The following is a 22,861-nucleotide window of genomic DNA, read 5'->3' as shown; positions in this document are numbered from 1 at the left end:
GACGTGGTGAAAAGGAAGAATAAAAGGAATCACTATGACAATTATCCGTACCGTGACCAAAAAGACAGTGGCCGCTAGCGCGATGAGCCTATTGGCATTAAACGCTTATGCAGCGGTTGAACCTCAACAGTGTGAGAACGTGCGCTTTGCTGATGTCGGCTGGACCGATATTACCGCAACGACGGCAATCACCACTGAGCTCCTAAAAGGATTGGGTTATCAGACCAAGACAGACCTGCTTTCTGTGCCTGTGACTTACTCTTCAATGGCTAACGGTGACATTGACGTTTTCCTTGGTAACTGGATGCCAACGATGGAAGGCGATATTGCTAAGTACCGTGAAGTGGGAACCGTGGAAACTGTGCGCGCTAATCTAGAAGGCGCGAAGTATACGCTGGCGGTTCCTAAGTATGTTTACGATGCTGGTGTGAAGAGCTTCGCCGATCTCGCTAAGCACGCAGACAAATTCAAAGACCGCATCTACGGCATTGAGCCGGGCAACGATGGCAACCGTTTAATCCAATCGATGATCGACTCAGATGCTTTCGGTCTGAAAGACTTCAGTCTGGTTGAATCAAGTGAAGCGGGCATGGTTTCACAAGTGTCTCGTGCGGCTCGTCGCAACCAATGGATCGTCTACTTGGGTTGGGCGCCGCATCCAATGAACAGCAATGTTGAGATGGAGTACTTAGACGGTGGTGACGACTTCTTCGGTCCAAATTACGGTGGCGCTAATGTTTACACTAACGTACGCGCAAATTACCTGTCTGAGTGTTCAAACGTCGGTCAGCTCCTGCAAAACCTAGAGTTCACTCTAGAGATGGAAAACGAGCTGATGGAAGCGATTCTTAACCAAAACGTTCAACCAAACAAAGCAGCTCAGCAGTGGCTTAACAGCAACCCACAGCAAGTGGAAGCGTGGCTTAAGAACGTGAAAACGCTCAAGGGCGATTCAGCTCAAGACGCTGTATCAGCATACCTAAAGCAAGTGAAAGCGTAATTAGAAGGAAATGGTGAGTTGCGTTAGCAGCTCACCATAGAAAAGGCAATATTGTGAATTTTATTACCGACAACAAAATCCCAGTGGGTCAATGGATGGAAGCTGGCGTCGACTGGCTAACCATCAATGCGGCAGGGCTGTTTGATGCCATCTCTATTTTTCTAGAGACGGTTATTCTGTTTCTGGTTGATGTGTTTAAGTGGATGCCACCGGCTCTACCGATTTTAATTACCGCGGCTCTCGCGTGGTACCTGCATCGTAAGATCTCACTGGTGGTCTTTGTTGTGGCGGCGCTGCTGACCATTCTTAATCTTGGCTACTGGCAAGAAATGCTGGAAACCTTTGTCCTCGTCTTTGCTGCGACAACGATTTCCGTATTAATTGGCGTTCCAGTGGGCATCATGGCGGCGCATCGTCCATGGCTCTATACCGTGTTAAGGCCGATCCTCGATTTGATGCAAACCGTGCCAACCTTTGTTTATCTGATCCCAACCTTAGTGCTGTTTGGATTAGGGATTGTGCCGGGGCTTATCTCGACCATTATCTTTGCCATCGCAGCACCGATCCGTTTGACTTATCTCGGAGTAACCAAGGTGCCAGAAGAGCTAATTGAAGCGGGTAAGGCGTTTGGCGCGAGTCGAATGAAACTGCTAATGAAAGTTGAGCTGCCTGCGGCTCTGCCAAGCATCATGGCTGGTGTCACTCAGTGCATTATGCTGTCGCTGTCGATGGTGGTGATTGCAGCGCTAGTAGGTGCGGATGGTCTAGGAAAACCAGTTGTACGCGCGTTGAATACAGTGAACATCTCTCAAGGCTTTGAAGCGGGTTTAGCGATTGTTCTCGTAGCGATCATCCTTGACCGATTGTGTAAAACGCCGAACCAGAAGGAGGCTTAATCATGAGTCATGACAAGCAAAAAATGGATGCGATTACCATTAAAAACCTCGATGTTGTGTTCGGTGACAATACCCAATTAGCACTTGAGAAGCTCGACCAAGGTAAGTCTCGTCAAGAGATCATCGATGAGACAGGCCAGGTAGTTGGGGTCGACAACGTGTCCTTGAATATTCAAGAGGGTGAGATTTGTGTGTTGATGGGATTATCCGGTTCTGGAAAGTCGTCACTGCTGCGCGCGGTTAATGGCTTGAACCCAATCAGCCGTGGCTCACTGGAAGTGAAGGATGGCGACAAACAGGTCGATCTTGCCCAGTGTGATGAAACGACGTTACGCCACCTTCGCACTCATCGCGTGTCTATGGTGTTTCAAAAGTTTGCTCTTATGCCGTGGCTTACCGTTTTAGATAACGTGGCGTTCGGGCTAGAGATGCAAGGCATGGCGAAAGACGCACGCCGAGCGAAAGCGCGTGAGCAGCTAGAAATGGTGGGTCTTGCAGAGTGGGAAACCAAGTTTCCACACGAGCTATCAGGGGGTATGCAGCAGCGTGTTGGTCTGGCGCGCGCGTTCGCGATGGATACTGACATTCTGCTGATGGATGAACCGTTCTCTGCGCTTGACCCGTTGATTCGTGCTCAGCTACAAGACGAGCTGATTACTCTACAGAACAAGCTTAATAAGACCATTTTGTTCGTCAGTCATGATCTCGATGAAGCCCTTAAAATCGGTAACAATATTGCGATCATGGAATCCGGCAAACTGATTCAACATGGTAAACCAGAAGAGATCGTACTTAAGCCGAAAACTGAGTATGTGAAGGACTTTGTTGCTCATACAAATCCATTGAACGTGCTCAAAGGGCGATCTTTAATGCAGCCTCTTGAGTCGCTAGAGCAGCAAGACGATAGCTGGAAAGTGTGCGCGAGCAAAGATGTGTGGGTAGAGCAAGTTGAAGGGGCGATCACCATTAAGGGAGAGAATGACCTTAACCTACATACATGGCAGGCGTCAGATTCGGATGAGCTTGATCTTGAGCCGTCAACCTTAGTTGTTGCCAGTCCTGAAATTGGTATGCGTGACGCAATCAAACTCAAACAACAGAGTGATTACCCAATCTTGCTGGTGGAGAACAAACAGTTGGTGGGCATTTTAGATGACAGCGAGTTCTATAGCGCGTTGACGGGCAATTTTCAGCTCAATAATGCGGCTTAGAAAATCGAATCTCCAGTCGCTAATCGGTAAATGAGAGAGCTCGAAATGGTTGTCTCATTTACCTCACAGTTATGTATCAATCGTGCTCTACCCTATGTGATTTCACAAAACTGCCACGCGACGCAGGTTTAGGGTTTGAGAAAAGATTGAGAATAGTCTGAACATAAGTACAATGCGGAAAAATCAATGAAGTAATCTATTAATTTACAGTGGAATTTCCATCTTGCTGGTAGCATAAAGGCGATGGTTTTCTTTGCATTGTAAAATCACTCACAGCATATAAGAACAAAGGTCTGCATCTTGGACAAACATGACGAAATCCTGGTCGCTATTCGCCAAATTATTCGCGCTATCGATTTACACTCGAAGAAGCTGAGTAAAGAGTATGGTTTGACTGGCCCTCAATTGATTTTAATGAGAGCAATCCAAGAGATGGGCAATGTGACGATCAAAGAGCTATCGAATCACACCAATGTGAGTCAGGCAACGACGACTACCATCATCGACCGTCTTGAGCAGAATGGTTATGTGCAACGTGTACGTAGTGTGTCGGATAGACGTAAAGTTCATGCGAATCTAACCGAAAAAGGTCAAGATCTGCTAAACAGTGCACCACCGCCACTTCAAGATAATTTTGTTAATAAATTCCAGAACTTAGAGCCATGGGAGCAGAGTCTACTTCTTTCTTCTATGCAGCGTATCTCTTCGATGATGAACGCAGAGGATATTGATGCTGCGCCAGTTCTTCAGCTCGAAGGCATCACAAATACTGTCAAAACGGACGAGTCAGCGAAATAACTAACTGAAGTATCAAGCTGAAGTAACTGTTTCGATTCGAATACAAGACCACGCATTTGAGCGTGGTCTTTTCGTTGGTGTTGAGTCTGTTCGGCTATTTATTCTTTGTCTCTTGTCGGTTCTGGAACTTAGCAATCAGACCTAATACATCGTCCTCGGTGACAGGCGTTCCATAGTAGTAACCTTGCAGGTAGTTACAACCCAAGCGAGTGAGGAAAGTTTCTTGCTCTCTGGTTTCGACTCCTTCAGCAACCACCTTAAGAGAGTAGTTTTTCGCGAGGCGATACAACACATTCACCATCTCTTGCTTGGATGGGTTGTTATTGAAGATCTGATCAACAAAGGATTTATCGATCTTTAGGGTATCGAACGGATAACGAATCAATTGGTTGAAAGAGGTAAAGCCAGTACCAAAATCATCGATGGCTAAGTCCACCCCAATCTTTTTCAGATCAAATAGCACGTCTAATTCAGTGGTTTCGTCAGGAACGAACGCCGTTTCTGTAACCTCGAATTCGATATTCTCGGCAGGGACTCCAGTGCTGATTAGCATACGATTGACGTCGGCAGGAAAGCCCGGAGACATTAATTCTAAACTGGAGATATTAATGGCAAATTTGAGTGAACTGTTTCCTCTGTCGATGAGTCTTTTGGCGGCCATCAAACCATTACTGATAACCCACATATCGATATCGCGGATAATGCCTGTACGTTCAGCACAAGGGATGAACTCATCCGGACCGATATTCTGCTTGGCTAGCTCAGGGCAGCGCAGTAGCAGTTCGAAACCACGTAAGGTTTTAGAAGGCGCATTGATTATGGGCATGAAAGAGAAGCAGAATCCGTCTTCGTTGAGTGCTTTAAGTAACGTCTGCTCGATAAGTTGCTCTTTGGCGACGACTTCTTCGAGATCGGAGTTATAAAAGTAGTGGCGAGCCTCAGACTCTTTCGCCACATACATGGCTCTATCTGCTTGAATCATTAAAGAGTCAGTAGTGAGGTTCTCATTGTGTTCATTGATTTCAACTACACCCAAACTGATACCTACGCGATAGCGTTGATCCCCAAGGAAAAAGTTGGATTCGAACTGCGCTTCAATGCTTTCAAGTACGCTCAGAATATCGGACAGGCGAGTTATGCCGTAGGTGTATATCGCGAACTCATCGCCACTGAGTCGAGCAAATAGGTAAGATTGAAACAGGCGGCCCCGTGAGCGTTGTAAAATTTGTTGAGTTGAGGATGCAAAGCGTACTAAGAGCTCATCACCTGCATCGTGACCATAGTTGTCATTCACAGCCTTAAATTTATCGAGGTCGATGTAGATAAGGTAGCTGGTACCGTGATGATCTTCAGAGAGTAGCCTTTTTAGGTTCTGCATGAAGAAAGTACGATTATCAAGACCAGTAAGCGCATCGGTTTCCACAAGGGTTTTGACGCGTTCAAATACCGATTGATAGCTTGGATCTAATGGGTCTTCCTTGTTTGGTTGAGCATCTTCATTGGGTTTTAGTGCATTGAGTTCTCTAGTGTATGCCTGAAGGGGCTGTAGCACCTGTCTATAAAATAGAAAGTAGCCGCCACTAATTAGGAACAATGTAATGGCTAAGGTAACGCCCCCTATCGAAATCTTGGCTTGGTTGAGTTGGCTTTGGTAATTTTCAGGGAAAACATGCAGGGATGCTGAGATGAAAGGGTCCATGTGTTTGAAAGCGACGCCGTCAGAGAAGTCCACTTCCATTTTCATCGCATGGTTATCGAAGGCGTGATAGTTAGTGAGCGCAACCACTAACGGTTCCGCCTCGTGGGGTGAAAATATGCTTCGTTCTTGGCCTGTTAGAAAGCGGTAGTCAAAAGAGAACCCGAAGGGTAGCTGTTCCTTCAACGTCGCTTTGAAGCCGTCGAATACAGAAATTGGTAATATGAGTACTGCAATGCGGTCCTGGTAGCCTTCCAAAGTGTGAGCGGTAACAGCGTATAGCTTGCCATCGATGATCGAGAGCTTTTCTGAGTTGTTTGGATCAGTGAGGTAGGTGCGACCCGTATCGAGAAACAGCTGGTTCGATTGATGTTCTAAAGTTTGCACTGAGCTCGCAATGAGGTTGGAGTGTGAATCGATGATAGCAAATGAGTAGGAATTGTTGGTGTTGTAATCAAACCGTGTGCTACTAAGCTGTGTATCGATCGATGCAAACGCGTCGTAGACTGTTCGATTCAAGTCTGCGCGTTTTATAAAACTCTCTCTTTCCGCGATGTTGTTCAAGAAGGCTTTTTGATCCCTAAGCTCTTCTCCCATCTGCTTAACGACAAATTCAAGCTGTACACACCATTTACTTACGATTTGGTTTTTTATTTGCTTTTCGTAAGACAGGTAGTAAGCAATGCCACTTGAGAAGACAATGATGAAAATGGCGGGTATAAAAATGCGAGCGGCCTTGTTCGTTAAATCCATATAACACTCCAATCTCCCAGTCGTACTCCAAGGTTACTGACTGTTATGCTACTTTGCACATAATTGAAGTTAGGTTAGATCTCCGACCTTTGCAAAGGGATTTGAGAGAGAATTTAAGTCCGTGACTGAATATCACGTTTCTACTGTTTGAATTGTAAAGATAATAGATAGATTTATTAATTTTCAAAGTCTTATGGTACTTGGCTTGTTCAAGTAAGTGACTTTAATATCGGCTTTCGGAGTGTGTTTGAAAATTAAGTTGCCTTTCATTGGTGAGAGTTAAGCCTATCTCATTAAACTTATTAACTGCTGCAAGCGACTCTTTGATTTGGCGGGGCATTTTATAAAACCCCGCAGTGTAACTATGTTACTTTTGAGGGATACGCAACTCATGTAAATAATCGTATTTGTAATCATCCGAAGTACGTTTCTGTTCGTATACAGAGCAGTTAACTTTGACGGAGTCTTTATGTCGGCAAAAGAAAGAAATATCCCAACCCATAGAATTTCACGTTTCGGTAAGTTTGCGTCGCTGGCGACTCGTGTTGCCGGAAACGTACTAACTGAAGGGACAAAGCAAATCGTGCAAGGTAATCGGCCGAAAGCGCGCGACTTATTGCTGACACCACAGAATATCGGCCGTCTCACCGAGCAGCTTGCACATCTTCGAGGAGCGGCAATGAAGCTTGGTCAAATGCTGTCGATGGATGCCGGCGATGTTCTTGAACCGGAACTTGCGGACATACTAAGTAGGCTGCGCTCGGATGCGGACCCTCTTCCTTCCAAACAACTGAATCAGGTTTTGGAAAATTCACTAGGATCTGATTGGAAGTCGGAATATATCGCTTTCAACTTCAAGCCTATCGCGAGCGCCTCAATTGGACAGGTGCATCAAGCGTACAGTGACGCGGGTGATAAGTTGGCGGTGAAGGTGCAATATCCTGGCATTCGCAAGAGTATTGATAGCGATGTCGATAACGTTGGCACCTTGTTAAAAGTTGTCGGATTGATTCCCGAATCAGTGGATTACAAAGGCTTGTTGGAAGAGGCAAAAAAGCAGCTGCATGATGAAGCCGACTATCAACGAGAGGCGCAATTCGCGATACGTTACCATCAAGCGTTGCAGGCCGATGCTCATTTTGTTGTACCGAAAGTTCATCTACCGAGTTCTTCTGATGCAGTGCTTGCAATGGAGTTTATTGAGGGGCGATCGGTCGAATCGGTAGAGCATGCGTCACAGGAAACGCGCAATTTTGTTATGACGAGTCTGCTTGAGCTGCTGTTTAAGGAACTATTTGAACTCAAGATGGTGCAAACCGATCCTAACTTCGCTAACTATCTCTTCAATGAAAAAACTAACCAGATCGGCCTGCTTGATTTTGGAGCGACGCGAGAATACAGCGACAAATTCAGTAACGGCTATCGTCAGGTGTTTCGCTCTGTGATTGAAGGCGATGAAATAGGTCTTAATCGAGCTTTGGAAGATATAGGCTTCTTTAGCGACACCATTGTTGATAGCCAACGACAAGCGGTATTGAACCTCGTGAAAATGGCCTGTGAGCCTATGCTGGTCGAAGGTGAGTATGACTTTAAGGGCAGTGACCTTGCTAAGCGACTGCGAGAGGCGGGAACGATTTTGAGTATGGAGCAAGAGTATTGGCACACGCCTCCAGCTGACGCCTTATTCCTGCACAGAAAGATTGGAGGCATGTATCTGTTGGCTGCGAGAATTGGCGCCAATGTTAACATCCGACAGCTGGTTGCCCCTTATCTAAACAGCTGATAGCGGTACAAGTTGACGTGGCTGTTGGTGAGGTATCGAGAGTCGAGTAAAAAGTAAAAAGCAAAAAGGCCAGAACCTAACAGGATCTGACCATTCTTTGTTTAGCGTTTTACTTGCTCTACAATTTCGCGGGTCAAGCGAGCAACCTCGTCCCATTGCTGGCTGTCTACCAATTTCTTATCCACCATCCATGTGCCTCCGCAAGCAAGCACTTCTGGCACCGCTAAATAGTTATCGATGTTACCTGGTGTAATTCCGCCCGTTGGCATCAGTCGGATATTACCGTATGGACCAACCAATGACTTGACCATGTTAATGCCACCAGAAGCCTCTGCAGGAAAAAATTTAAGTGTTGTTAATCCCATTTCTAGAGCAGCCTCGACGGTGCTTGGGTTGTTCACCCCAGGGATAATGTCGATACCAATCTTTTGGCAAACCTTAACTGTATTTGGGTTAAAGCCAGGTGACACGACAAAGGTTGCGCCCGCCTCTTTAGCAGCCAAAGCTTGCTCACCATTGATGATAGTCCCAGCGCCGATAAGCATGTCAGGTTGCGCTTCGCGCAGTAGGCGAATGGCCTCAACCGCCGCGTCAGAGCGGAAAGTGACTTCAGCTACTGGTAGACCGTTTTCTGCTAACACTTTGCCGAGTGGAATAATATCTTGCGCGTTGTCGATGGCGATAACTGGAATTACTTTTAGTGCTTTTAATTGATCGTTAATAGTTGGCATGAGTTTATTTCTCGATAAGAGTAGAAAGATTGTCTGTGATAGATTGTGGGATTATTGCCCCATGATGCTGGATGACTAACCCAGCCAGCGCGTTACCATGTTGACACGCTTGTGCAACGCTTCCACCTGTTAGGTAACGTGCAAGGAATCCACCATTAAATGAGTCACCCGCAGAGGTCGTATCAACCACGTTGGTTACCGGTGTTGTTGGGATAGAGACAGGATCTTGGTTTGGATTTTCGCTGATCAAGCAGCCCTCAGAGCCCATCTTAACGACTACGATTTGTACGCCGAGTTTATGCAGTCTAGCAATTGTGTCTTGGGGCGTTTTGTCTTGCCAAATCAATTGTTCGTCATCGAAGGTAACGAGTGCAATGTCGGTCGCTTGATAAGCAAGTAAGTACGATTCTTGGGTTGCAGAGATGCTTTGCCAAAGTTTCGGGCGGTAATTGCTATCAAATGCAGTCTTAACGCCGTTGTTACGCAACTTGTCTATTTGGGCTAGCAGTTCAAGTCGGTCTGCGTCAGGCAAAATAGCCAGAGAAATGCCGCTGAAAAAGACCATGTCAGCATTACCAAGCTGAGTTATTACATCCGTAAATTCAGGGTGTTGAACCATATAGCGCGCCGCGGAGTCATTGCGCCAATACAGAAAGGTGCGCTCGCCCTCATCGTCCAATTGAATTAGGTAGAGCCCTGGAGAGCGTTTGGGGTCGCTTAGTACCAAGTCTGTTGATATCCCTTCACTTTGCCAACGACGGGTCATTTCTTGGCTGATTGAATCGGTGCCAAGCGCGGTTACGTAGCTCGTACGGACGTTAGAAAAATCCACATCTTGTTTGAGGCTGCGGTTCAAATATATCGCGGCGTTCAGTGTGTCTCCGCCATAGCTTTGGAGCATGTTGCCAAAGGGCGCACCATTTAGCTCAATCATGCATTCGCCGATGATTGCGATATGGGTCATAGAATAAACCTTAGAAAGAGAAACTTAGAATGAAGGTTAGAGAAGTAAAGCGTGATCATCAGGAGCGACGATCACGCTTGGCTCGTTCAACCCCACAGTGGTGAGGCTGGGGGATTTACTTATTGTCGAGCTTTACAAGTAGCATTGTCAGAACATAAGAGAGTGCGAATACACCTACTACGCCCATCAGTGCTTGAACAAAGTTCTGAGTACCGCTAGCTAGGTAAGCAGGTAAGCTGAATACCGAAGATAGAATGTAGCTCGTTAGGTGAGTGTCAATCGTTACAGAGATAGCACCGAATACGCCCGCAGCTAGACTCGCAGTCATCATTGCTTTGGTGTACTTGGTTAGAACACCAAATAGAGCCGGCTCTGTGATACCTAAGATAGCTGTGACACTTGAACCCGCAGTAATTGAAGACTGCTCTTTAGAAACATACTTACGTTGTTTGTGCCAGATAGCCATGGTTGCGCCCGCAATCGCCATGTTACCCAGACACATGATTGGCATTAGCAGATCCTTACCGTACAACGCGAAGTTGTTGAGGCTGATTGGAGTCATGCTATGGTGGATACCAAACACAATCGTGATCGGGCGAGTTAGACCAAAGATAAAGCCTGTTAGCGTAGGCGAGATCTCAAGCAGTGAGCTCATCACCCAACCAGCACCGTTACTTAGCCAGATACCTGCAGGACCAACAAAAGAGAGGGTGATTGTTGAAGTCACGGTAAACGCAAGTAGAGGGGTAAATACCGGTTTCGCTGAAGAAGGTACTAGTCGGTCAACCAGAGGGGTCACCTTAGACAGCAACCAAATCGCTAAAATAGCGGGTACGATCGCCCCGCCATAGTTCAGCAGTTCGATAGGCACAACACCAAGTACTGTTAGCTCTGGCGCAGCGCCAGCGTCTTTAAGTAGTGTTGCCTTCTCAACCAGCAGTGGTGCCAGCATGGCTGAAGAAACTGCTAGTGCGATGTACTCATTAATCTTAAACACCTTAGCTGCAGAGAAAGAGACCAGCATAGGTAGGAAGAAAAACACAGCTACAGAGATAGAGCGGAAGAAGTACACCGTATCTGAGGTTTCGGAGATAACATTGGTCGCGATAAGCCCTGATAACAGACCCATCAGCATACCGGCACCCGCGATAGCAGGAACAACCGGACCAAAGATACCGGCGACGATACGCATAACGTCTTGGAACAGTTTGCCTTTTTCTATTTCGTCAGTGACAGAGTCGTGAGCTTGTTGTGTGCCTGACAGCGCGTTAAACCATTTTTCAACTTCTACGCCGATGATCACTTGAGTTTGACCCTGTTGGCTTACCATGCCTTTTACGTCTGAAATCGCTTTGACAGCATCTTCATCAGCCAAAGACTCATCTGCCAATTTGAATCTCAATCGAGTCATACAGTGAGTGATACTCACAATGTTATCTTCACCGCCAAGAGCAGAGACTAATAACTGTATATTTTCATTAAAACTTTTCTTTTTGGGTGATGACTTTGAGTTATTAATAACAGCATCATTCTTTTCAACAATTTGCATACAACACCTGTTACTGGGAGATATTTAACTCGAGCAATCATAGCGATAAGCGTTTTTAATCCAATGGGATAAAAAGAGATCCCAATCACAATTAAATTTCTAATAATTTATTTTTTACCATTTTTCGGCAATTGGTATGTTTTGTTTGTGAAAAAAAATCACTTAACGTACCAATTATTTTTGACCAAAATTTAGCGCTTGAAATGTGGTTTTTAACACGGTTAGATAATAGGAGTTGACAAAGTTTAGGTTATTTAATTGTGAAAGAAACTATTATATCTGACGTCCAATGCGTTATTACAAAACCGGATAGACATAACCTCATTACCGTAATCGTTGAAACGAATGAGGGGGTGACTGGCTTTGGTTGTGCGACATTCCAACAAAGACCATTGGCTGTAAAAACCATGGTTGACGAATATTTAAAACCTATTCTCATTGGAAAAAATGCCAATAATATTGAAGACTTATGGCAAATGATGATGGTCAATGCATATTGGCGCAATGGTCCTGTTATTAATAATGCGATATCTGGCGTTGATATGGCATTGTGGGATATCAAAGCAAAACTTGCTGGCATGCCGCTGCATCAACTATTTGGTGGTAAGGCTCGCGATGCTATTCCAGTCTATACACATGCGACCAGCGATACGATGGAAGGTATTTATGACCTAGTCGATTCATTTTTAGATAAAGGCTATCGTCATATACGTTGTCAATTAGGCTTCTATGGTGGTGTACCGACGGAGCTACATGCGACTCAAAACCCGACTGAAGGATCGTATTACGACCAAGATCAGTACATGGACAATACCTTAACCATGTTTAAGTCGTTGAGAGAGAAGTATGGCAATAAATTCCACATCTTACATGATGTGCACGAGCGCCTATTCCCAAATCAAGCTATTCAGTTTGCCAAAGAGGTTGAGCAATACAAGCCTTATTTTATAGAAGACATTTTGCCGCCAAACCAAACGGAGTGGCTAGATAACATTCGTAGCCAAAGCTCGGTATCATTGGGCTTGGGGGAGCTGTTTAACAATCCTGAAGAGTGGAAATCTCTGATTGTTAATCGCCGTATTGACTTCATCCGTTGTCACGTTTCACAGATTGGTGGAATTACACCAGCTCTGAAATTGGGGCATCTATGTCAGACCTTCGGTGTGCGTATCGCATGGCATTGTCCGCCAGACATGACGCCAATTGGCGCAGCAGTAAACACTCACTTAAATGTGCACTTACATAATGCTGCTATTCAAGAACATGTGGAGTACAACGCTAACACTCATAAAGTATTCCCGAACGCAGCAGAACCCGTTGATGGTTACCTATACGCTTCAGAGATCGCTGGTATCGGTGTCGAAATGGATCATGAAATGGCACAGGAATTCCCAGTGATGTACCGTCCTCACGAGTGGACACAGAGCCGACTCCCAGATGGCGCAATTCATACACCATAGAAATTACCTTCAAATCAAATAGCCACGTTCAGTGGCTATTTTTTTATGTAAAGTTCTTATAAGTAATGTTTAGCTTTATCAATGAATAATAGCCTCTTCAAAGCTTATGCTCTTCACTAGAAAAACCTATACTTTCCCATTGTTATCAAGCAGTTTCTAATAACGTTATACCAGATATATTATTAATTTGACTATAAGTATCCCTGTAGTGTGGATACTCATATATCAACGTTCATTGTTCCGAACTTATTAAACTAAAAATGTTACTTCATTAGAAAAAGAGAAATATGAATATAGGTTGGTATCTATGCCAATCATATCCTACAAGCTAATTTCAATACTATTTTCGTTATGAAATTTGTTGTGCATATTCATTAATCATGGATTGGATTTATATTGATTTTCTGTGCAGAGGTAAACAATGATTTTTCACAATTTATACATTATCTATTTTTGTCTTATTAAATAGATAATGTTTTATTTTATCCATTTGTTTTTATGTTTAAGTTATTGAAAGTAAAGGGTTTTAATATAAATGTAAAACAGTGATTTAGGTCTGCAAATATAATTCCATAGCATTGTGAGCGCTTAGTTATTTCGTAAATATACGTCGTAGAAATTAAGTCGAATACTGTCCATAAACTTCAACTTGATTATCAGAAAGTTGCTATGCAACACATTACTATAAAATGCTATATAGGGTTAATATGAAAAGCACATTCAAGCTGTCTTTAGCTGCGGTACTGGTTTCATCTGCAATGGCTGCCAATGCAGGTATCGCAATTGTGGATAATGAAGAGGGGAACTTCTCAGTTGGTGGTAACGTTGAATTGAACTTTAACTACCAAGATAGAGAGTCAAACGAAAACGGCGATGCAGAGTTCAACCAAGATGGCCGAGTTCTGATTGAGTTCGCCGGTGAGAAGTACACCACAAGTGGTCACTATGTAGGAGTAAAGGCGCAGCCTCTATTCGAGAGTACGGGTAATGTTGCCCTCGATGATGCTTATTTTGAGTTTGGTAAGAAAGATAGCTGGGCGATCAAAGCAGGTCGTTTTGAAGCATACGATATGTTCCCTGTCGGGTTAGATGTATTCCTTGAATACTCCGGTGATACTTCGAATGAGCTATACACTGGTGATAGTGCTTACGTATACCAGATGAAGGAAGCACGAGGTCGTGGCTCAGATGGTCAACTGATGTATAACCAGAGCTTTGGCAACCTTTACTTAGAAATCGGAACCATGATTGGTGACCGTTCAGATCTATTCTCTGATACTTATCACGGCACAGCCGTAGACCACGACAACGCGAAAGACTCGTTCCTTGTTCGTCCAGTTGTCGCGTATAACATGGGTGATTTTACAGTCGCGGCATCGGTGGAAACTAACCTAATTAGTGATGCGATTGTTGATGTAAACGGCAAGGACATTTCGGATCGTACCGGTTATGGTTTGACGGGTAACTGGAACCATGGTTCATGGAATGTAAACGCTAACTTTGCTTACCTTGATGCAGTTGATGAGACTAATGCCAGCGTTGGTTTGAACGCGTTGTATAACAATTTTGGCTTGGGCTATGTTTATGGTGCGAATGAGTATGACTCAACATGGGCACAAGGCGATGTAAAAGTGAACACAGGTTATGCGTCTTACGAGTTCCAAAACGTATTAGAAGTTGAGGATTTCTCTATCCTACTGGGCACTTATTACACCACGGTTGAAAACAAGACTAATAACGTAAGTGCATTCTCAGAAGATGATGACTTTGGTGCACGTGTACGTTTGTACTACGAGTTCTAAGAATTGCGCATAAGCAAATAGTAACAACCCGCCATCGAGCGGGTTGTTTTTGTTTGTATCGTGTAACTTGCCGTTTTTAAACTCGTTACTTCTTATCTCTGTAGCTCATGCTTTCGCTATTGAATGGTGTGTGATAGGTACATTGGTAGTTGATGTCGATAATATCACTGACGATAAACAGTTCACCTGATGCTAAGAACCCTCGATTGGTAATATTCATTGCCGCAGCGTTTTTCTTACAGCCAAGTAATTCAGCATCATCTTTCGAAACATTTACTGCTTGGTAGGTGGTGAGGTAGCTGTCGATTTCAAGCCCGATAGATAAGGCATGCTTTTGAATGGAGCTTTCGATGATATCGGCGTTCATCTCGGGGAATATATGAACGGGTATTCTTGCTTCTTCTACTTGTACCACTTTGTTGTTGATCAATCGTAGGCGTCTAATTTTCCAGATGTACTCATCATCTGTAAGTGAAAATATCTGCTGTTCGTGTTGATCAGGGAGAGCTTTATTAAGCTGAAGTTTTTTGTAGGAGATCTCTTCGAAGCTGTTCTCAGTAATTGAGTTGTAAACAAGCGGTGTGCCGATAAGTGCGGTATTAACGAAGTAACCTGAACCCACTTTAGATTTGACCATGCCGATCGCTTCGAGCTTAGCCAAAGCCTTACGAATCGTAAATCGAGACAGCCCATAGATCTCAGAGAGTTCTCGTTCTGCAGGGAGTTTATGGTTGATGCTGTTCTGGCAGATCTTACTAACAATATCTTGAACAACTAATTCATACTTCTTCATTCTCAGAACCCAAAAACACTCATCATGACTAAATTATAGTTAACTAAATCAGAGACTCAGCGCACTGCCTCTGGTTCAAAATTCTAACACATAAGGTGAAACAGCATGTTGGGAAATCACGCTGGAAAGTGATCAAAAACCGACCTTAACTAGTAAAACCAATATTGTTACTAATTGAGATACACGGATGAATAAATATCAACTTAGCTTGGCAACATTCTGTCTGAGCACGCTACCATTTTTGGCTAACGCGTCATCATGCCCAGATATATTAAAAGGCTCACAACGTCTCTTGAACTCTACTGATGAGGTTAACTTGTGTGAGGAATTTCGTGGCAAGACCTTACTTGTTGTCAACACAGCAAGCCAGTGTGGATTCACGTCTCAGTTTGGTCAGCTTGAAGCACTCCATCAGGAGTACAAAGATAAGAACTTCACAGTGGTTGGGTTCCCTAGTAATGACTTCCGTCAAGACAAAGGCAGCGAGGCAGACAGTGCCAAAGTGTGTTATCTAGATTATGGCGTCACATTCCCGATGATGGCGCGCTCTTCAATCTCAGGGTCTGAAGCCAACCCTGTGTTTAGTGAAATCAAGAAGCAAGCAGGCGTTGCTCCTCGATGGAATTTCTACAAATACCTGATTGATAAAGATGGCAATGTGGTAGGGACATTCGGAAGTTCGACTTCACCTTCAAGCGCTACTTTAGTAAATGCCATTGAGCAGCAACTGTAGGGAGGCGATATGTCACAAACAAGAAGCACCATGCTAAGGCTAGGTTATCTTGGCCTGATACCTTTTGCGTTCGGACTGTTGTTGATGCTGTTGGACGCCCAGTTTTTCTCTTTGGGAGCAGATCAGCTCTTTGTCAGCTACAGTGTTGTCATTCTGAGTTTCCTATCTGGTGTGTTGTGGGGCAGAGCTATCGACTACCCAGAACAAAGCTTGAGTCGTAAAGCGCTACTGCTGAGTAACGTATTTCTATTGATTGCGTGGGCTGCGTTATTGCAAGGAGCAGGCAGCACTACCCTAACAATTATTGTGCTAGCGGCAGGTTATATCGCAGTCTGGTTCTCTGAACACCAACTCAGGCCTCAACCTCAAAACCAACTACCTGAAGGGTACATGGGGATGAGGGGAATTCTCACATCCAGTGTCGTGGTAATGCATGGTGTTGCCTTGCTAAGTTAATAAAAACGGCCATCGAAATGATGGCCGTTTTTGTTGGTATGTTTAGCTACTCTGCTTATCAACATCGAGTCTGCGAATCAGCTTGGCAGGTGTACCACCATAGAGGCAATCTGGTGGCACATCGCTGTTGACTACTGAGTTTGCAGCGATGACTGAGCGGGCTCCAATGGTGACACCTTGATTGATCACGCAGTTACCACCAATCCAAGCATCATCTTCAACAATGATTGGTTGGCAAAAGGTTTCCCATTTACGACGGCTTAGATGATCCAATGAGTGGGAAGCGGTATAGAGCTGTGCACTCGGACCGATCATCACGTTGTTGCCGATCTTAATGTTCGCCCCGTCTAGCATTACCACATTCATATTGATGAAGGTGTCATCACCTATCTCGATGGTCTTGCCGAACTCGCAATGGAAGGGAGCGCGTACGATACTTTTACCGACTTTTCCAAATAGGTTGGCTTGCAAGCGGTCTTGCTGAGAGGCATCTGTACTTCGGTTAAATTCAGAGAGAGCATGCAGCGCATGAGTACGCATTTGGTCGATTTCTTGATCGGCGCCATCGAAGAGCTCGCCTGACAACATTTTTTCGAGTTCTGTTTTCATCTCTGTACTACTCATTAGTCAATATTGAATATAGGGTAACGACAAATAGGTAATAAAAAAGAGAAAAGCTTTCGCCTTTCTCTTCCTGATTTATCTTGCGTTACTCAAACCTAATTAGATTTGGTCTGCGAAGCTCATTAGGTGCTGTTTTACTTCATCTGAAGCAAACGCGTTTTCTACAGAGTATTTGTAGATTTGAGCGTAATCTTCTTTGGTTAGGTCGAACGTTTCACATACACGCTTAACTTCGTTAGTCATGGTTGTGTTCGATACTGTGCGGTTATCCGTGTTTATCGTTACCACGATACCGTCTTTCTGGAACTCAGAGATTGGGTGGTCGCTGAATTTGTGAATACATTTCGTTTGTACGTTACTTGTTGGGCAAGTCTCTAGTGCAACTTGCTTCTCTTTCACGATGTTGTACGCGTCTTCGTTGCCTTGGATGTGAACACCGTGGCCGATACGCTCTGCGTCTAGTAGAGTCACTGCATCGTAAACGTTTTGACCGTGCCATTGCTCACCTGCGTGTACTGTCACACGGTAGCCTTTTTCGATAGCGTATTTTGTGTATTCTGGGAATTCTGCACAGAAACCTGGTTTCTCACCGCCTGCGATATCAAATGCGACAACGCCTTTACCTAGGTAAGCTTGACCTGCATCGATCACGTCTTTGATAGAGTCTTTCGGGAACATACGAAGAACAGAAAGGATGTAGTTACCTTTGATGTCGTACTTCTCTTCTGCACGCTTCATGCCTTTCACAGCGCTTGCGATGATCGTATCAAGTGACAGACCTTTGTTTACGTGAAGAATAGGTGCAAAACGCACTTCAAGGTATTTCACGTTCTCAAGAGCTGCGTCTTCGTAAAGCTCGTAAGAGATACGCTCAATCGCTTCTTCAGTTTGCATTACTTTAAGCGGCAGAGAGAAACACGCTAGGTACTCATCTAGGTTTTTACAGTCTTCTGGCACAGTAAGAGACTCAACTACGGCATCACGGTCTGCAGGTAGCTCAATATCGTATTGCTTTGCAAGATCAATGATGGTGTCTGGACGAACGCTTCCGTCTAGGTGGCAGTGAAGATCAATCTTAGGGAGTGCTAGAAAGTTCATGAGTATTCCTTAGTTCTATTATTCTTGAGTAGTTAACTCATAGGTTATATGGGTCTAAATTACCAACTTCATGATATGATTGAAAGTGACATAAAATCATTTTTGATGTGAATCTGAGGAATATCATGGTTGATGTGAAGCGATTACTGAAATGCGATATGAATCTTTTGCTCTGCTTGCACGTTTTACTCGAAGAGCGCAGTGTAAGCAAGACCGCACAGCGAATGTTTTTGAGCCAATCAGCAGTGAGTAAACAACTCACAAAACTTCGGACTTTGTTTGATGATCCTTTGTTCGAACGTGAGTCTAAAGGTCTGTTTCCAACGCCCAAAGCACTGGAAATTGCCCCGAAAGTGCATCAGATATTACTCCAAGTTGAGCAGCTTACTGTACCAGAGGACTTCGACCCTCTTGGTAGTGAGCGCACCTTTAACATTGATCTCGTCGAGACGGCCTATACCGCTATCTACCCCAAGTTTATGCCTAATGCGCTTGCGCAGGCTCCAAACATCACCATTAACAGCACGACGTGGACGGGTGAAACCTATAAACGCTTGTTAAAGCGAGAGGTGGATTTCGGTATTGGTATTTTCGAGCTAGACGAGCGCGCCAGCACGCACGTTCATAGTATTCCTTCTGATCTCAATTACGTTGAGCTACTTCAAGATTATTCAGTCTGCTTGATGCGTAAAGATCACCCTGCATTGAAGGAAGAGTGGAATCTAAACACTTTCCTTAAATATCGACACATTCAGTTGGTGACGGGTGGGGTAGGCGACTGGTTATTGCTAGAAATACTGCAAGCGAAGCAGCTCAAGATTAACAAGGCGGCTAACGTCTCTGATATATCGAGTGCAGTAAAGCTTTGTAAGCAAAGTGATCTATTGATGTGTTATCCCTATAACTCGGTAAGAGACTATATCGAGAGCGGTGAATTGGTGATGAAACAGATACCGATGGAGCTGGTGCCGGGTGGTCTATTCTTACTGTGGCACCGTTACTATGACTCTGAGCCAAGCCATAAATGGCTCAGAGAGCTCATCATCGAACAGACTCGATAACAGTCTGATTTTTTGAGCGTGTCTGCACATCAAAACAGAAGATTGAAAATAATTTAATTGTTTTTCGTCTTTTGGGATTAAGCGACGTCTTACCTAGGGTGTCCCTAGCAAATAAAGAAACAATATGAAAACCAATACTCCTGTGTTAATCCCGCAACAGCTTGTACAAGAAGCTTGTGAATGGGCAATTATGCATGGCGTCGCGTTCCGACAAGCGGACAATACAGCGCGACACTGTCCGTTTAGCATCGCGCCGATGACCATGACACGCGACAGCTTTGAACTCTTAAAACGTGTTGTCCCATTGATCACTAAGTTGATCCACAAAGTGTCGGAAGATCATGACTTTTTACAAGCCTCTTTGAGTGATATGGCCAAAGCCGATCCTTTTTTTGGACGGTTGATGGCGCTGCACCGACAAGCTCATGGTGATGCTACACATCGTCAGTTTCCTGCACGCAGACCTTTGTTATTAATGCGTACCGATTTTATGGACGACCGAGAGCATGGTGCAAAAGTCGTGGAGTTTAATGGTATCGCGGCGGGGATGGGACCCTTTGGTCAAAAAGCGACGGAGTTGCATGCGTTTTTACAAAACCAATGGCCGCAACATTTCTCGTCGTGGTTAGAAGCACCATGGGCTGTACCCGCTGAAAACAGAGGGCTGGAACAAATGGCGCTGGGTATTGCGAATGCGGCGCAAAAGGTCAAACACCATTTTGGTGAGTCGGGAAAACCGACATTCTTGATGGTTGTGCAGAACAACGAAGATAATGTCTACGATCAACACTTGCTAGAGTTAGAGCTGCAGAAATTAGGTGTGAGAACAGTGCGTCGCACGTTTGAGCAACTGAGCTGCCAACTCAGCAGTGGTCGTGGTCAGCGCTTAGAACTTAAAGACGTGGGTGGCGTTGATGTGGTTTATTTAAGGGCTGGGTACCAATACTCCGATTACTGGATTCCTGAACTCAATGAAGATGTATGTTGCCAAACGCTCAGTCAAACTCGTCTGTTTATAGAACGACACTACGTGGCAATGAATGCCACCATCAGTCAACAACTAGCAACCAGTAAGACGATGCAAATGCGGTTGACCATGATGCCTGCCAGTGAATACCTGCGTTGGGGACTAACGCTTGAAGAGGCGGAGTTGGTTCAGAGTGTGCTGGCTGATATGAAGCCTATCAACGAGGTGACAATTACATGGTTCAACCAACAAGATAACAAGCATGACTGGGTGCTGAAAAACCAAGGTGAAGGTGGTGGTCACTGTGTGTTTGGCGCAGAGGTATCGAAAAAGCTGCAGCAACTACAACCAAGCGAGTACGATGCTTGGGCGTTGATGCAGAGGATCTATCCTCATGAGCGCGATAAACCAACTCTAGCGGTTCGAGAGACTCGGCCAACCTTGGTGAACGATTTAGTCAGCGAAATTGGCTTGTTTAGCCTCTATTTTGAGGGGGAACCGATGACGCAAATGAATGGCTACGCTGGCTATTTGATTCGTAGTAAACCCGCCAGTGAAAACGAAGGTGGTATCCACAGTGGACAAGGGATCCTTGATTCACTGATGCTGATTGACGAGCCATAAATTACCTCTCGATGAAATCATTCAAGAAGCCAAAATCTGTGCGTGGATTTTGGCTTTTTCGTTTTTATCCCCGCTCAAATCAACATGATGTGGCGAATCTGGATTACACAATTATTGAATCGTGAACGAAACACCGCTATTGACAAGGGTAGAATGATCGCTCTACCCTATAGGTAGAACAACCATTCTACCTTTGTGAGTGCGTTGATGTATTTCCTCTGAAACGTATTGAGGTTGCTCTATGTTGAAAGAACAGATTGCCGCAGCTCTTGAAGTTGCATTTAGCCAACACGGTTTTGCTGAGCCAAGTGTTGCTCAATTAAAAACAGCTTGTGGTGTGAGCTTAAGAACCTTGTACAAACATTACCCCTCCAAAGAGGCGATGATTGTTGGAGCTCTTGAACATCGTCACCAGCGCTATTTAAGTCTGTTACTCGAAGAAGCACCGCAAAGCGCTGAAGAGAGCATCGAGCACGTATTTACGCGACTTCAAAATTGGATGGAAGAGTATGCTCCACACGGTTGCTTGTCGATGAACGCGATTGCTGCGTTTCCTGACAATGAGTTGATCAACCAAGCCGTACTCGACCACAAACATGAAGTGCGAGCGCTGCTAGGACAGTTGAGTTACAACGAAGCGTTATCTACCCCACTATTTCTATTGCATGAAGGCGTTTCAAGTGCATGGCCTGTACTCGGCCAAGCAGCCGTCGCTTCTGCGAAAAGCACAGCTAAAACGCTGTTAATTGAGGATTCATTATGAGTTTTGATGTACCAGCAACGATGAAAGCCGTTGAGATGTTAGGCCATGGCGGAGAAGAGATGCTGCAATACCGAGAGGATGTTGCGGTTCCAACGCCCGCACCTAACGAAGTACTGATTAAGGTGATGGCGGCGGGTGTTAACAATACCGACATTAATACGCGTATTGGGTGGTACTCGAAGAGCGATGATTCTGATGATGCCAGTTGGTCTGGTGAATCTTTGAAATTTCCACGAATTCAAGGCGCAGATGTGTGCGGTGTTATCGTTGCAGTGGGTGAGCAAGTTGATGAATCTCGTATTGGTGAGCGTGTGATGATCGAACCATGTCTAACAGAAGTGTACGGTCGAGAACTCCCTCAGCCTTGGTACTTTGGCTCTGAGTGCGACGGTGGCTTTGCTGAATACACTAAGGTTGCATCTAAACATGCTTACGCGGTTCAAAGTGAGCTGTCTGACATTGAGCTCGCTTCATTTCCTTGTTCCTATTCAACAGCAGAGAACATGCTCACTCGTGCTCAAGTCGCTGAAGGTGATCGCGTGTTGATCTCGGGTGCTTCTGGTGGTGTAGGCTCTGCCGCGATTCAGTTGGCTAAAGCGCGTGGCGCGTATGTGATTGCGATAACCAGTCCGAGCAAGAATCAACAATTGTTAGATCTCGGTGCGGATGAAGTGATTCCTCGAGATGCGAACCTCATTGAGGCGCTTGGCGAAAACAGTGTGAATGTGGTGATTGATTTGGTGGCGGGTGAACAGTGGCCACAGTTCTTGGAAATGTTAAAACCAGGCAGTCGCTATGCCGTCTCAGGCGCAATCGGCGGTGCGATGGTAGAGCTAGATGTGCGCACACTTTATCTTAAAGACCTAAGCTTCTTTGGTTGCACAGTGCTTGAGCCTGAAGTGTTCCAAAATCTGATTAATCGCATCGAAAAACAACAGATTCGCCCGATCGTGGCTCAGTCTTTCCCATTGGCTGATATTCATCAAGCACAGCAAGAGTTCTTGAAGAAAAACCATGTCGGTAAGATTGTATTGGAAGTCGCGCAAGGCTAAAGATAATCGACTATCTACAGAAATCACAAAGGGGCTCATTGGAGCCC

General features: G+C 44.9%; 20 protein-coding genes. 13 read left to right on the top strand and 7 right to left on the bottom strand.

Translation table 11 applies throughout. The features are described 5' to 3' along the window. Positions 1 to 34: 34 nt before the first annotated feature. The 4 genes from KI743_RS07600 (at position 35) to KI743_RS07585 (ending at position 3,905) form a co-directional block, all read left to right on the top strand. On the top strand, positions 35 to 1,000 hold the full coding sequence (locus KI743_RS07600; RefSeq protein ID WP_285465822.1) for a choline ABC transporter substrate-binding protein: 966 nt from the start codon (positions 35 to 37) through the stop codon (positions 998 to 1,000). A gap of 53 nt (positions 1,001 to 1,053) precedes the next feature. Continuing rightward, positions 1,054 to 1,896: a choline ABC transporter permease subunit gene (gene choW, locus KI743_RS07595; protein ID WP_032553821.1), complete on the top strand. Its 843-nt coding sequence runs from the start codon at positions 1,054 to 1,056 to the stop codon at positions 1,894 to 1,896. Positions 1,897 to 1,898: 2 nt separating this feature from the next. Then, complete coding sequence (gene choV / locus KI743_RS07590; RefSeq protein WP_285465821.1) at positions 1,899 to 3,107, top strand: choline ABC transporter ATP-binding protein; 1,209 nt, start codon at positions 1,899 to 1,901, stop codon at positions 3,105 to 3,107. A gap of 300 nt (positions 3,108 to 3,407) precedes the next feature. Continuing rightward, entirely contained in the window at positions 3,408 to 3,905 is a 498-nt protein-coding gene (locus KI743_RS07585) for a MarR family winged helix-turn-helix transcriptional regulator (RefSeq protein WP_032553822.1), read from the top strand. A gap of 94 nt (positions 3,906 to 3,999) precedes the next feature. Here KI743_RS07585 and KI743_RS07580 read toward each other — a convergent pair whose 3' ends face one another. Beyond that, complete coding sequence (locus tag KI743_RS07580) at positions 4,000 to 6,354, bottom strand: bifunctional diguanylate cyclase/phosphodiesterase (RefSeq protein WP_285465820.1); 2,355 nt, start codon at positions 6,352 to 6,354, stop codon at positions 4,000 to 4,002. A 469-nt stretch (positions 6,355 to 6,823) separates the two neighbouring features. On the opposite strand from KI743_RS07580, the gene KI743_RS07575 reads away from it, so the two are divergent. Beyond that, positions 6,824 to 8,137, top strand: coding sequence for an AarF/ABC1/UbiB kinase family protein (locus tag KI743_RS07575; protein ID WP_285465819.1), 1,314 nt, complete (start codon positions 6,824 to 6,826; stop codon positions 8,135 to 8,137). 101 nt (positions 8,138 to 8,238) lie between these two features. Here KI743_RS07575 and KI743_RS07570 read toward each other — a convergent pair whose 3' ends face one another. From KI743_RS07570 to KI743_RS07560, 3 genes are all read right to left on the bottom strand, one after another. Further along, positions 8,239 to 8,868 carry a bifunctional 4-hydroxy-2-oxoglutarate aldolase/2-dehydro-3-deoxy-phosphogluconate aldolase gene (locus KI743_RS07570; RefSeq protein ID WP_285465818.1) on the bottom strand — a complete coding sequence of 210 codons (630 nt, stop codon included), beginning with the start codon at positions 8,866 to 8,868 and terminating at the stop codon, positions 8,239 to 8,241. A gap of 4 nt (positions 8,869 to 8,872) precedes the next feature. Continuing rightward, positions 8,873 to 9,832: a sugar kinase gene (locus tag KI743_RS07565; RefSeq protein WP_285465817.1), complete on the bottom strand. Its 960-nt coding sequence runs from the start codon at positions 9,830 to 9,832 to the stop codon at positions 8,873 to 8,875. 115 nt (positions 9,833 to 9,947) lie between these two features. After that, positions 9,948 to 11,381, bottom strand: coding sequence for a PTS transporter subunit EIIC (locus KI743_RS07560; RefSeq protein WP_285465816.1), 1,434 nt, complete (start codon positions 11,379 to 11,381; stop codon positions 9,948 to 9,950). 260 nt (positions 11,382 to 11,641) lie between these two features. On the opposite strand from KI743_RS07560, the gene KI743_RS07555 reads away from it, so the two are divergent. Together KI743_RS07555 and KI743_RS07550 are read left to right on the top strand one after the other, a co-directional pair. Then, complete coding sequence (locus tag KI743_RS07555) at positions 11,642 to 12,841, top strand: enolase C-terminal domain-like protein (RefSeq protein ID WP_285465815.1); 1,200 nt, start codon at positions 11,642 to 11,644, stop codon at positions 12,839 to 12,841. Between the two features lie 707 nt (positions 12,842 to 13,548). Then, positions 13,549 to 14,643, top strand: a complete 1,095-nt coding sequence (locus tag KI743_RS07550; protein ID WP_285465814.1) for a carbohydrate porin — start codon at positions 13,549 to 13,551, stop codon at positions 14,641 to 14,643. 85 nt (positions 14,644 to 14,728) lie between these two features. On the opposite strand, the gene KI743_RS07545 is transcribed toward KI743_RS07550, so the two are convergent. Next, entirely contained in the window at positions 14,729 to 15,436 is a 708-nt protein-coding gene (locus KI743_RS07545; RefSeq protein ID WP_285465813.1) for a GntR family transcriptional regulator, read from the bottom strand. Positions 15,437 to 15,623: 187 nt separating this feature from the next. On the opposite strand from KI743_RS07545, the gene KI743_RS07540 reads away from it, so the two are divergent. Continuing rightward, positions 15,624 to 16,169: a glutathione peroxidase gene (locus tag KI743_RS07540; protein ID WP_285465812.1), complete on the top strand. Its 546-nt coding sequence runs from the start codon at positions 15,624 to 15,626 to the stop codon at positions 16,167 to 16,169. 9 nt (positions 16,170 to 16,178) lie between these two features. Next, positions 16,179 to 16,625 (top strand): DUF3429 domain-containing protein, encoded by a 447-nt coding sequence (locus KI743_RS07535; protein ID WP_285465811.1) that lies wholly within the window; start codon positions 16,179 to 16,181, stop codon positions 16,623 to 16,625. Between the two features lie 42 nt (positions 16,626 to 16,667). Here KI743_RS07535 and KI743_RS07530 read toward each other — a convergent pair whose 3' ends face one another. Both KI743_RS07530 and add read right to left on the bottom strand, forming a co-directional pair. After that, positions 16,668 to 17,234 carry a sugar O-acetyltransferase gene (locus KI743_RS07530; protein ID WP_285465810.1) on the bottom strand — a complete coding sequence of 189 codons (567 nt, stop codon included), beginning with the start codon at positions 17,232 to 17,234 and terminating at the stop codon, positions 16,668 to 16,670. Positions 17,235 to 17,348: 114 nt separating this feature from the next. After that, the gene (gene add / locus KI743_RS07525; protein WP_032553834.1) at positions 17,349 to 18,347 is read right to left on the bottom strand and encodes an adenosine deaminase; all 999 of its coding nucleotides are present in this window, start codon (positions 18,345 to 18,347) and stop codon (positions 17,349 to 17,351) included. A 125-nt stretch (positions 18,348 to 18,472) separates the two neighbouring features. Between add and KI743_RS07520 the strand changes: the two genes are divergently transcribed. The 4 genes from KI743_RS07520 (at position 18,473) to KI743_RS07505 (ending at position 22,814) form a co-directional block, all read left to right on the top strand. Then, positions 18,473 to 19,408: a LysR family transcriptional regulator gene (locus KI743_RS07520; RefSeq protein WP_150869845.1), complete on the top strand. Its 936-nt coding sequence runs from the start codon at positions 18,473 to 18,475 to the stop codon at positions 19,406 to 19,408. 124 nt (positions 19,409 to 19,532) lie between these two features. After that, the gene (locus KI743_RS07515; RefSeq protein ID WP_285465809.1) at positions 19,533 to 20,999 is read left to right on the top strand and encodes a glutathione synthase; all 1,467 of its coding nucleotides are present in this window, start codon (positions 19,533 to 19,535) and stop codon (positions 20,997 to 20,999) included. A 241-nt stretch (positions 21,000 to 21,240) separates the two neighbouring features. After that, positions 21,241 to 21,762 (top strand): TetR/AcrR family transcriptional regulator, encoded by a 522-nt coding sequence (locus KI743_RS07510; RefSeq protein ID WP_285465808.1) that lies wholly within the window; start codon positions 21,241 to 21,243, stop codon positions 21,760 to 21,762. After that, the gene (locus tag KI743_RS07505; protein WP_285465807.1) at positions 21,759 to 22,814 is read left to right on the top strand and encodes an alcohol dehydrogenase family protein; all 1,056 of its coding nucleotides are present in this window, start codon (positions 21,759 to 21,761) and stop codon (positions 22,812 to 22,814) included. Before KI743_RS07510 ends, KI743_RS07505 begins: the two co-directional genes overlap by 4 nt. Positions 22,815 to 22,861 lie beyond the last annotated feature (47 nt).

Origin of the sequence: Vibrio sp. D420a, assembly GCF_030248625.1 — a bacterium.
GTDB lineage: Bacteria > Pseudomonadota > Gammaproteobacteria > Enterobacterales > Vibrionaceae > Vibrio > Vibrio fortis_A.
This window is presented reverse-complemented; position numbering and strand designations above follow the sequence as displayed.

Bases quoted from the DNA above. Each gene is read 5' to 3' on its own strand.
- KI743_RS07600 (WP_285465822.1), top strand. From the start codon at position 35: ATGACAATTATCCGTACCGTGACCAAAAAGACAGTGGCCGCTAGCGCG.
- choV (WP_285465821.1), top strand. From the start codon at position 1,899: ATGAGTCATGACAAGCAAAAAATGGATGCGATTACCATTAAAAACCTC.
- KI743_RS07580 (WP_285465820.1), bottom strand. From the start codon at position 6,354: ATGGATTTAACGAACAAGGCCGCTCGCATTTTTATACCCGCCATTTTC.
- KI743_RS07575 (WP_285465819.1), top strand. From the start codon at position 6,824: ATGTCGGCAAAAGAAAGAAATATCCCAACCCATAGAATTTCACGTTTC.
- KI743_RS07570 (WP_285465818.1), bottom strand. From the start codon at position 8,868: ATGCCAACTATTAACGATCAATTAAAAGCACTAAAAGTAATTCCAGTT.
- KI743_RS07565 (WP_285465817.1), bottom strand. From the start codon at position 9,832: ATGACCCATATCGCAATCATCGGCGAATGCATGATTGAGCTAAATGGT.
- KI743_RS07560 (WP_285465816.1), bottom strand. From the start codon at position 11,381: ATGCAAATTGTTGAAAAGAATGATGCTGTTATTAATAACTCAAAGTCA.
- KI743_RS07550 (WP_285465814.1), top strand. From the start codon at position 13,549: ATGAAAAGCACATTCAAGCTGTCTTTAGCTGCGGTACTGGTTTCATCT.
- KI743_RS07545 (WP_285465813.1), bottom strand. From the start codon at position 15,436: ATGAAGAAGTATGAATTAGTTGTTCAAGATATTGTTAGTAAGATCTGC.
- KI743_RS07540 (WP_285465812.1), top strand. From the start codon at position 15,624: ATGAATAAATATCAACTTAGCTTGGCAACATTCTGTCTGAGCACGCTA.
- KI743_RS07535 (WP_285465811.1), top strand. From the start codon at position 16,179: ATGTCACAAACAAGAAGCACCATGCTAAGGCTAGGTTATCTTGGCCTG.
- KI743_RS07530 (WP_285465810.1), bottom strand. From the start codon at position 17,234: ATGAAAACAGAACTCGAAAAAATGTTGTCAGGCGAGCTCTTCGATGGC.
- add (WP_032553834.1), bottom strand. From the start codon at position 18,347: ATGAACTTTCTAGCACTCCCTAAGATTGATCTTCACTGCCACCTAGAC.
- KI743_RS07520 (WP_150869845.1), top strand. From the start codon at position 18,473: ATGGTTGATGTGAAGCGATTACTGAAATGCGATATGAATCTTTTGCTC.
- KI743_RS07515 (WP_285465809.1), top strand. From the start codon at position 19,533: ATGAAAACCAATACTCCTGTGTTAATCCCGCAACAGCTTGTACAAGAA.
- KI743_RS07510 (WP_285465808.1), top strand. From the start codon at position 21,241: ATGTTGAAAGAACAGATTGCCGCAGCTCTTGAAGTTGCATTTAGCCAA.
- KI743_RS07505 (WP_285465807.1), top strand. From the start codon at position 21,759: ATGAGTTTTGATGTACCAGCAACGATGAAAGCCGTTGAGATGTTAGGC.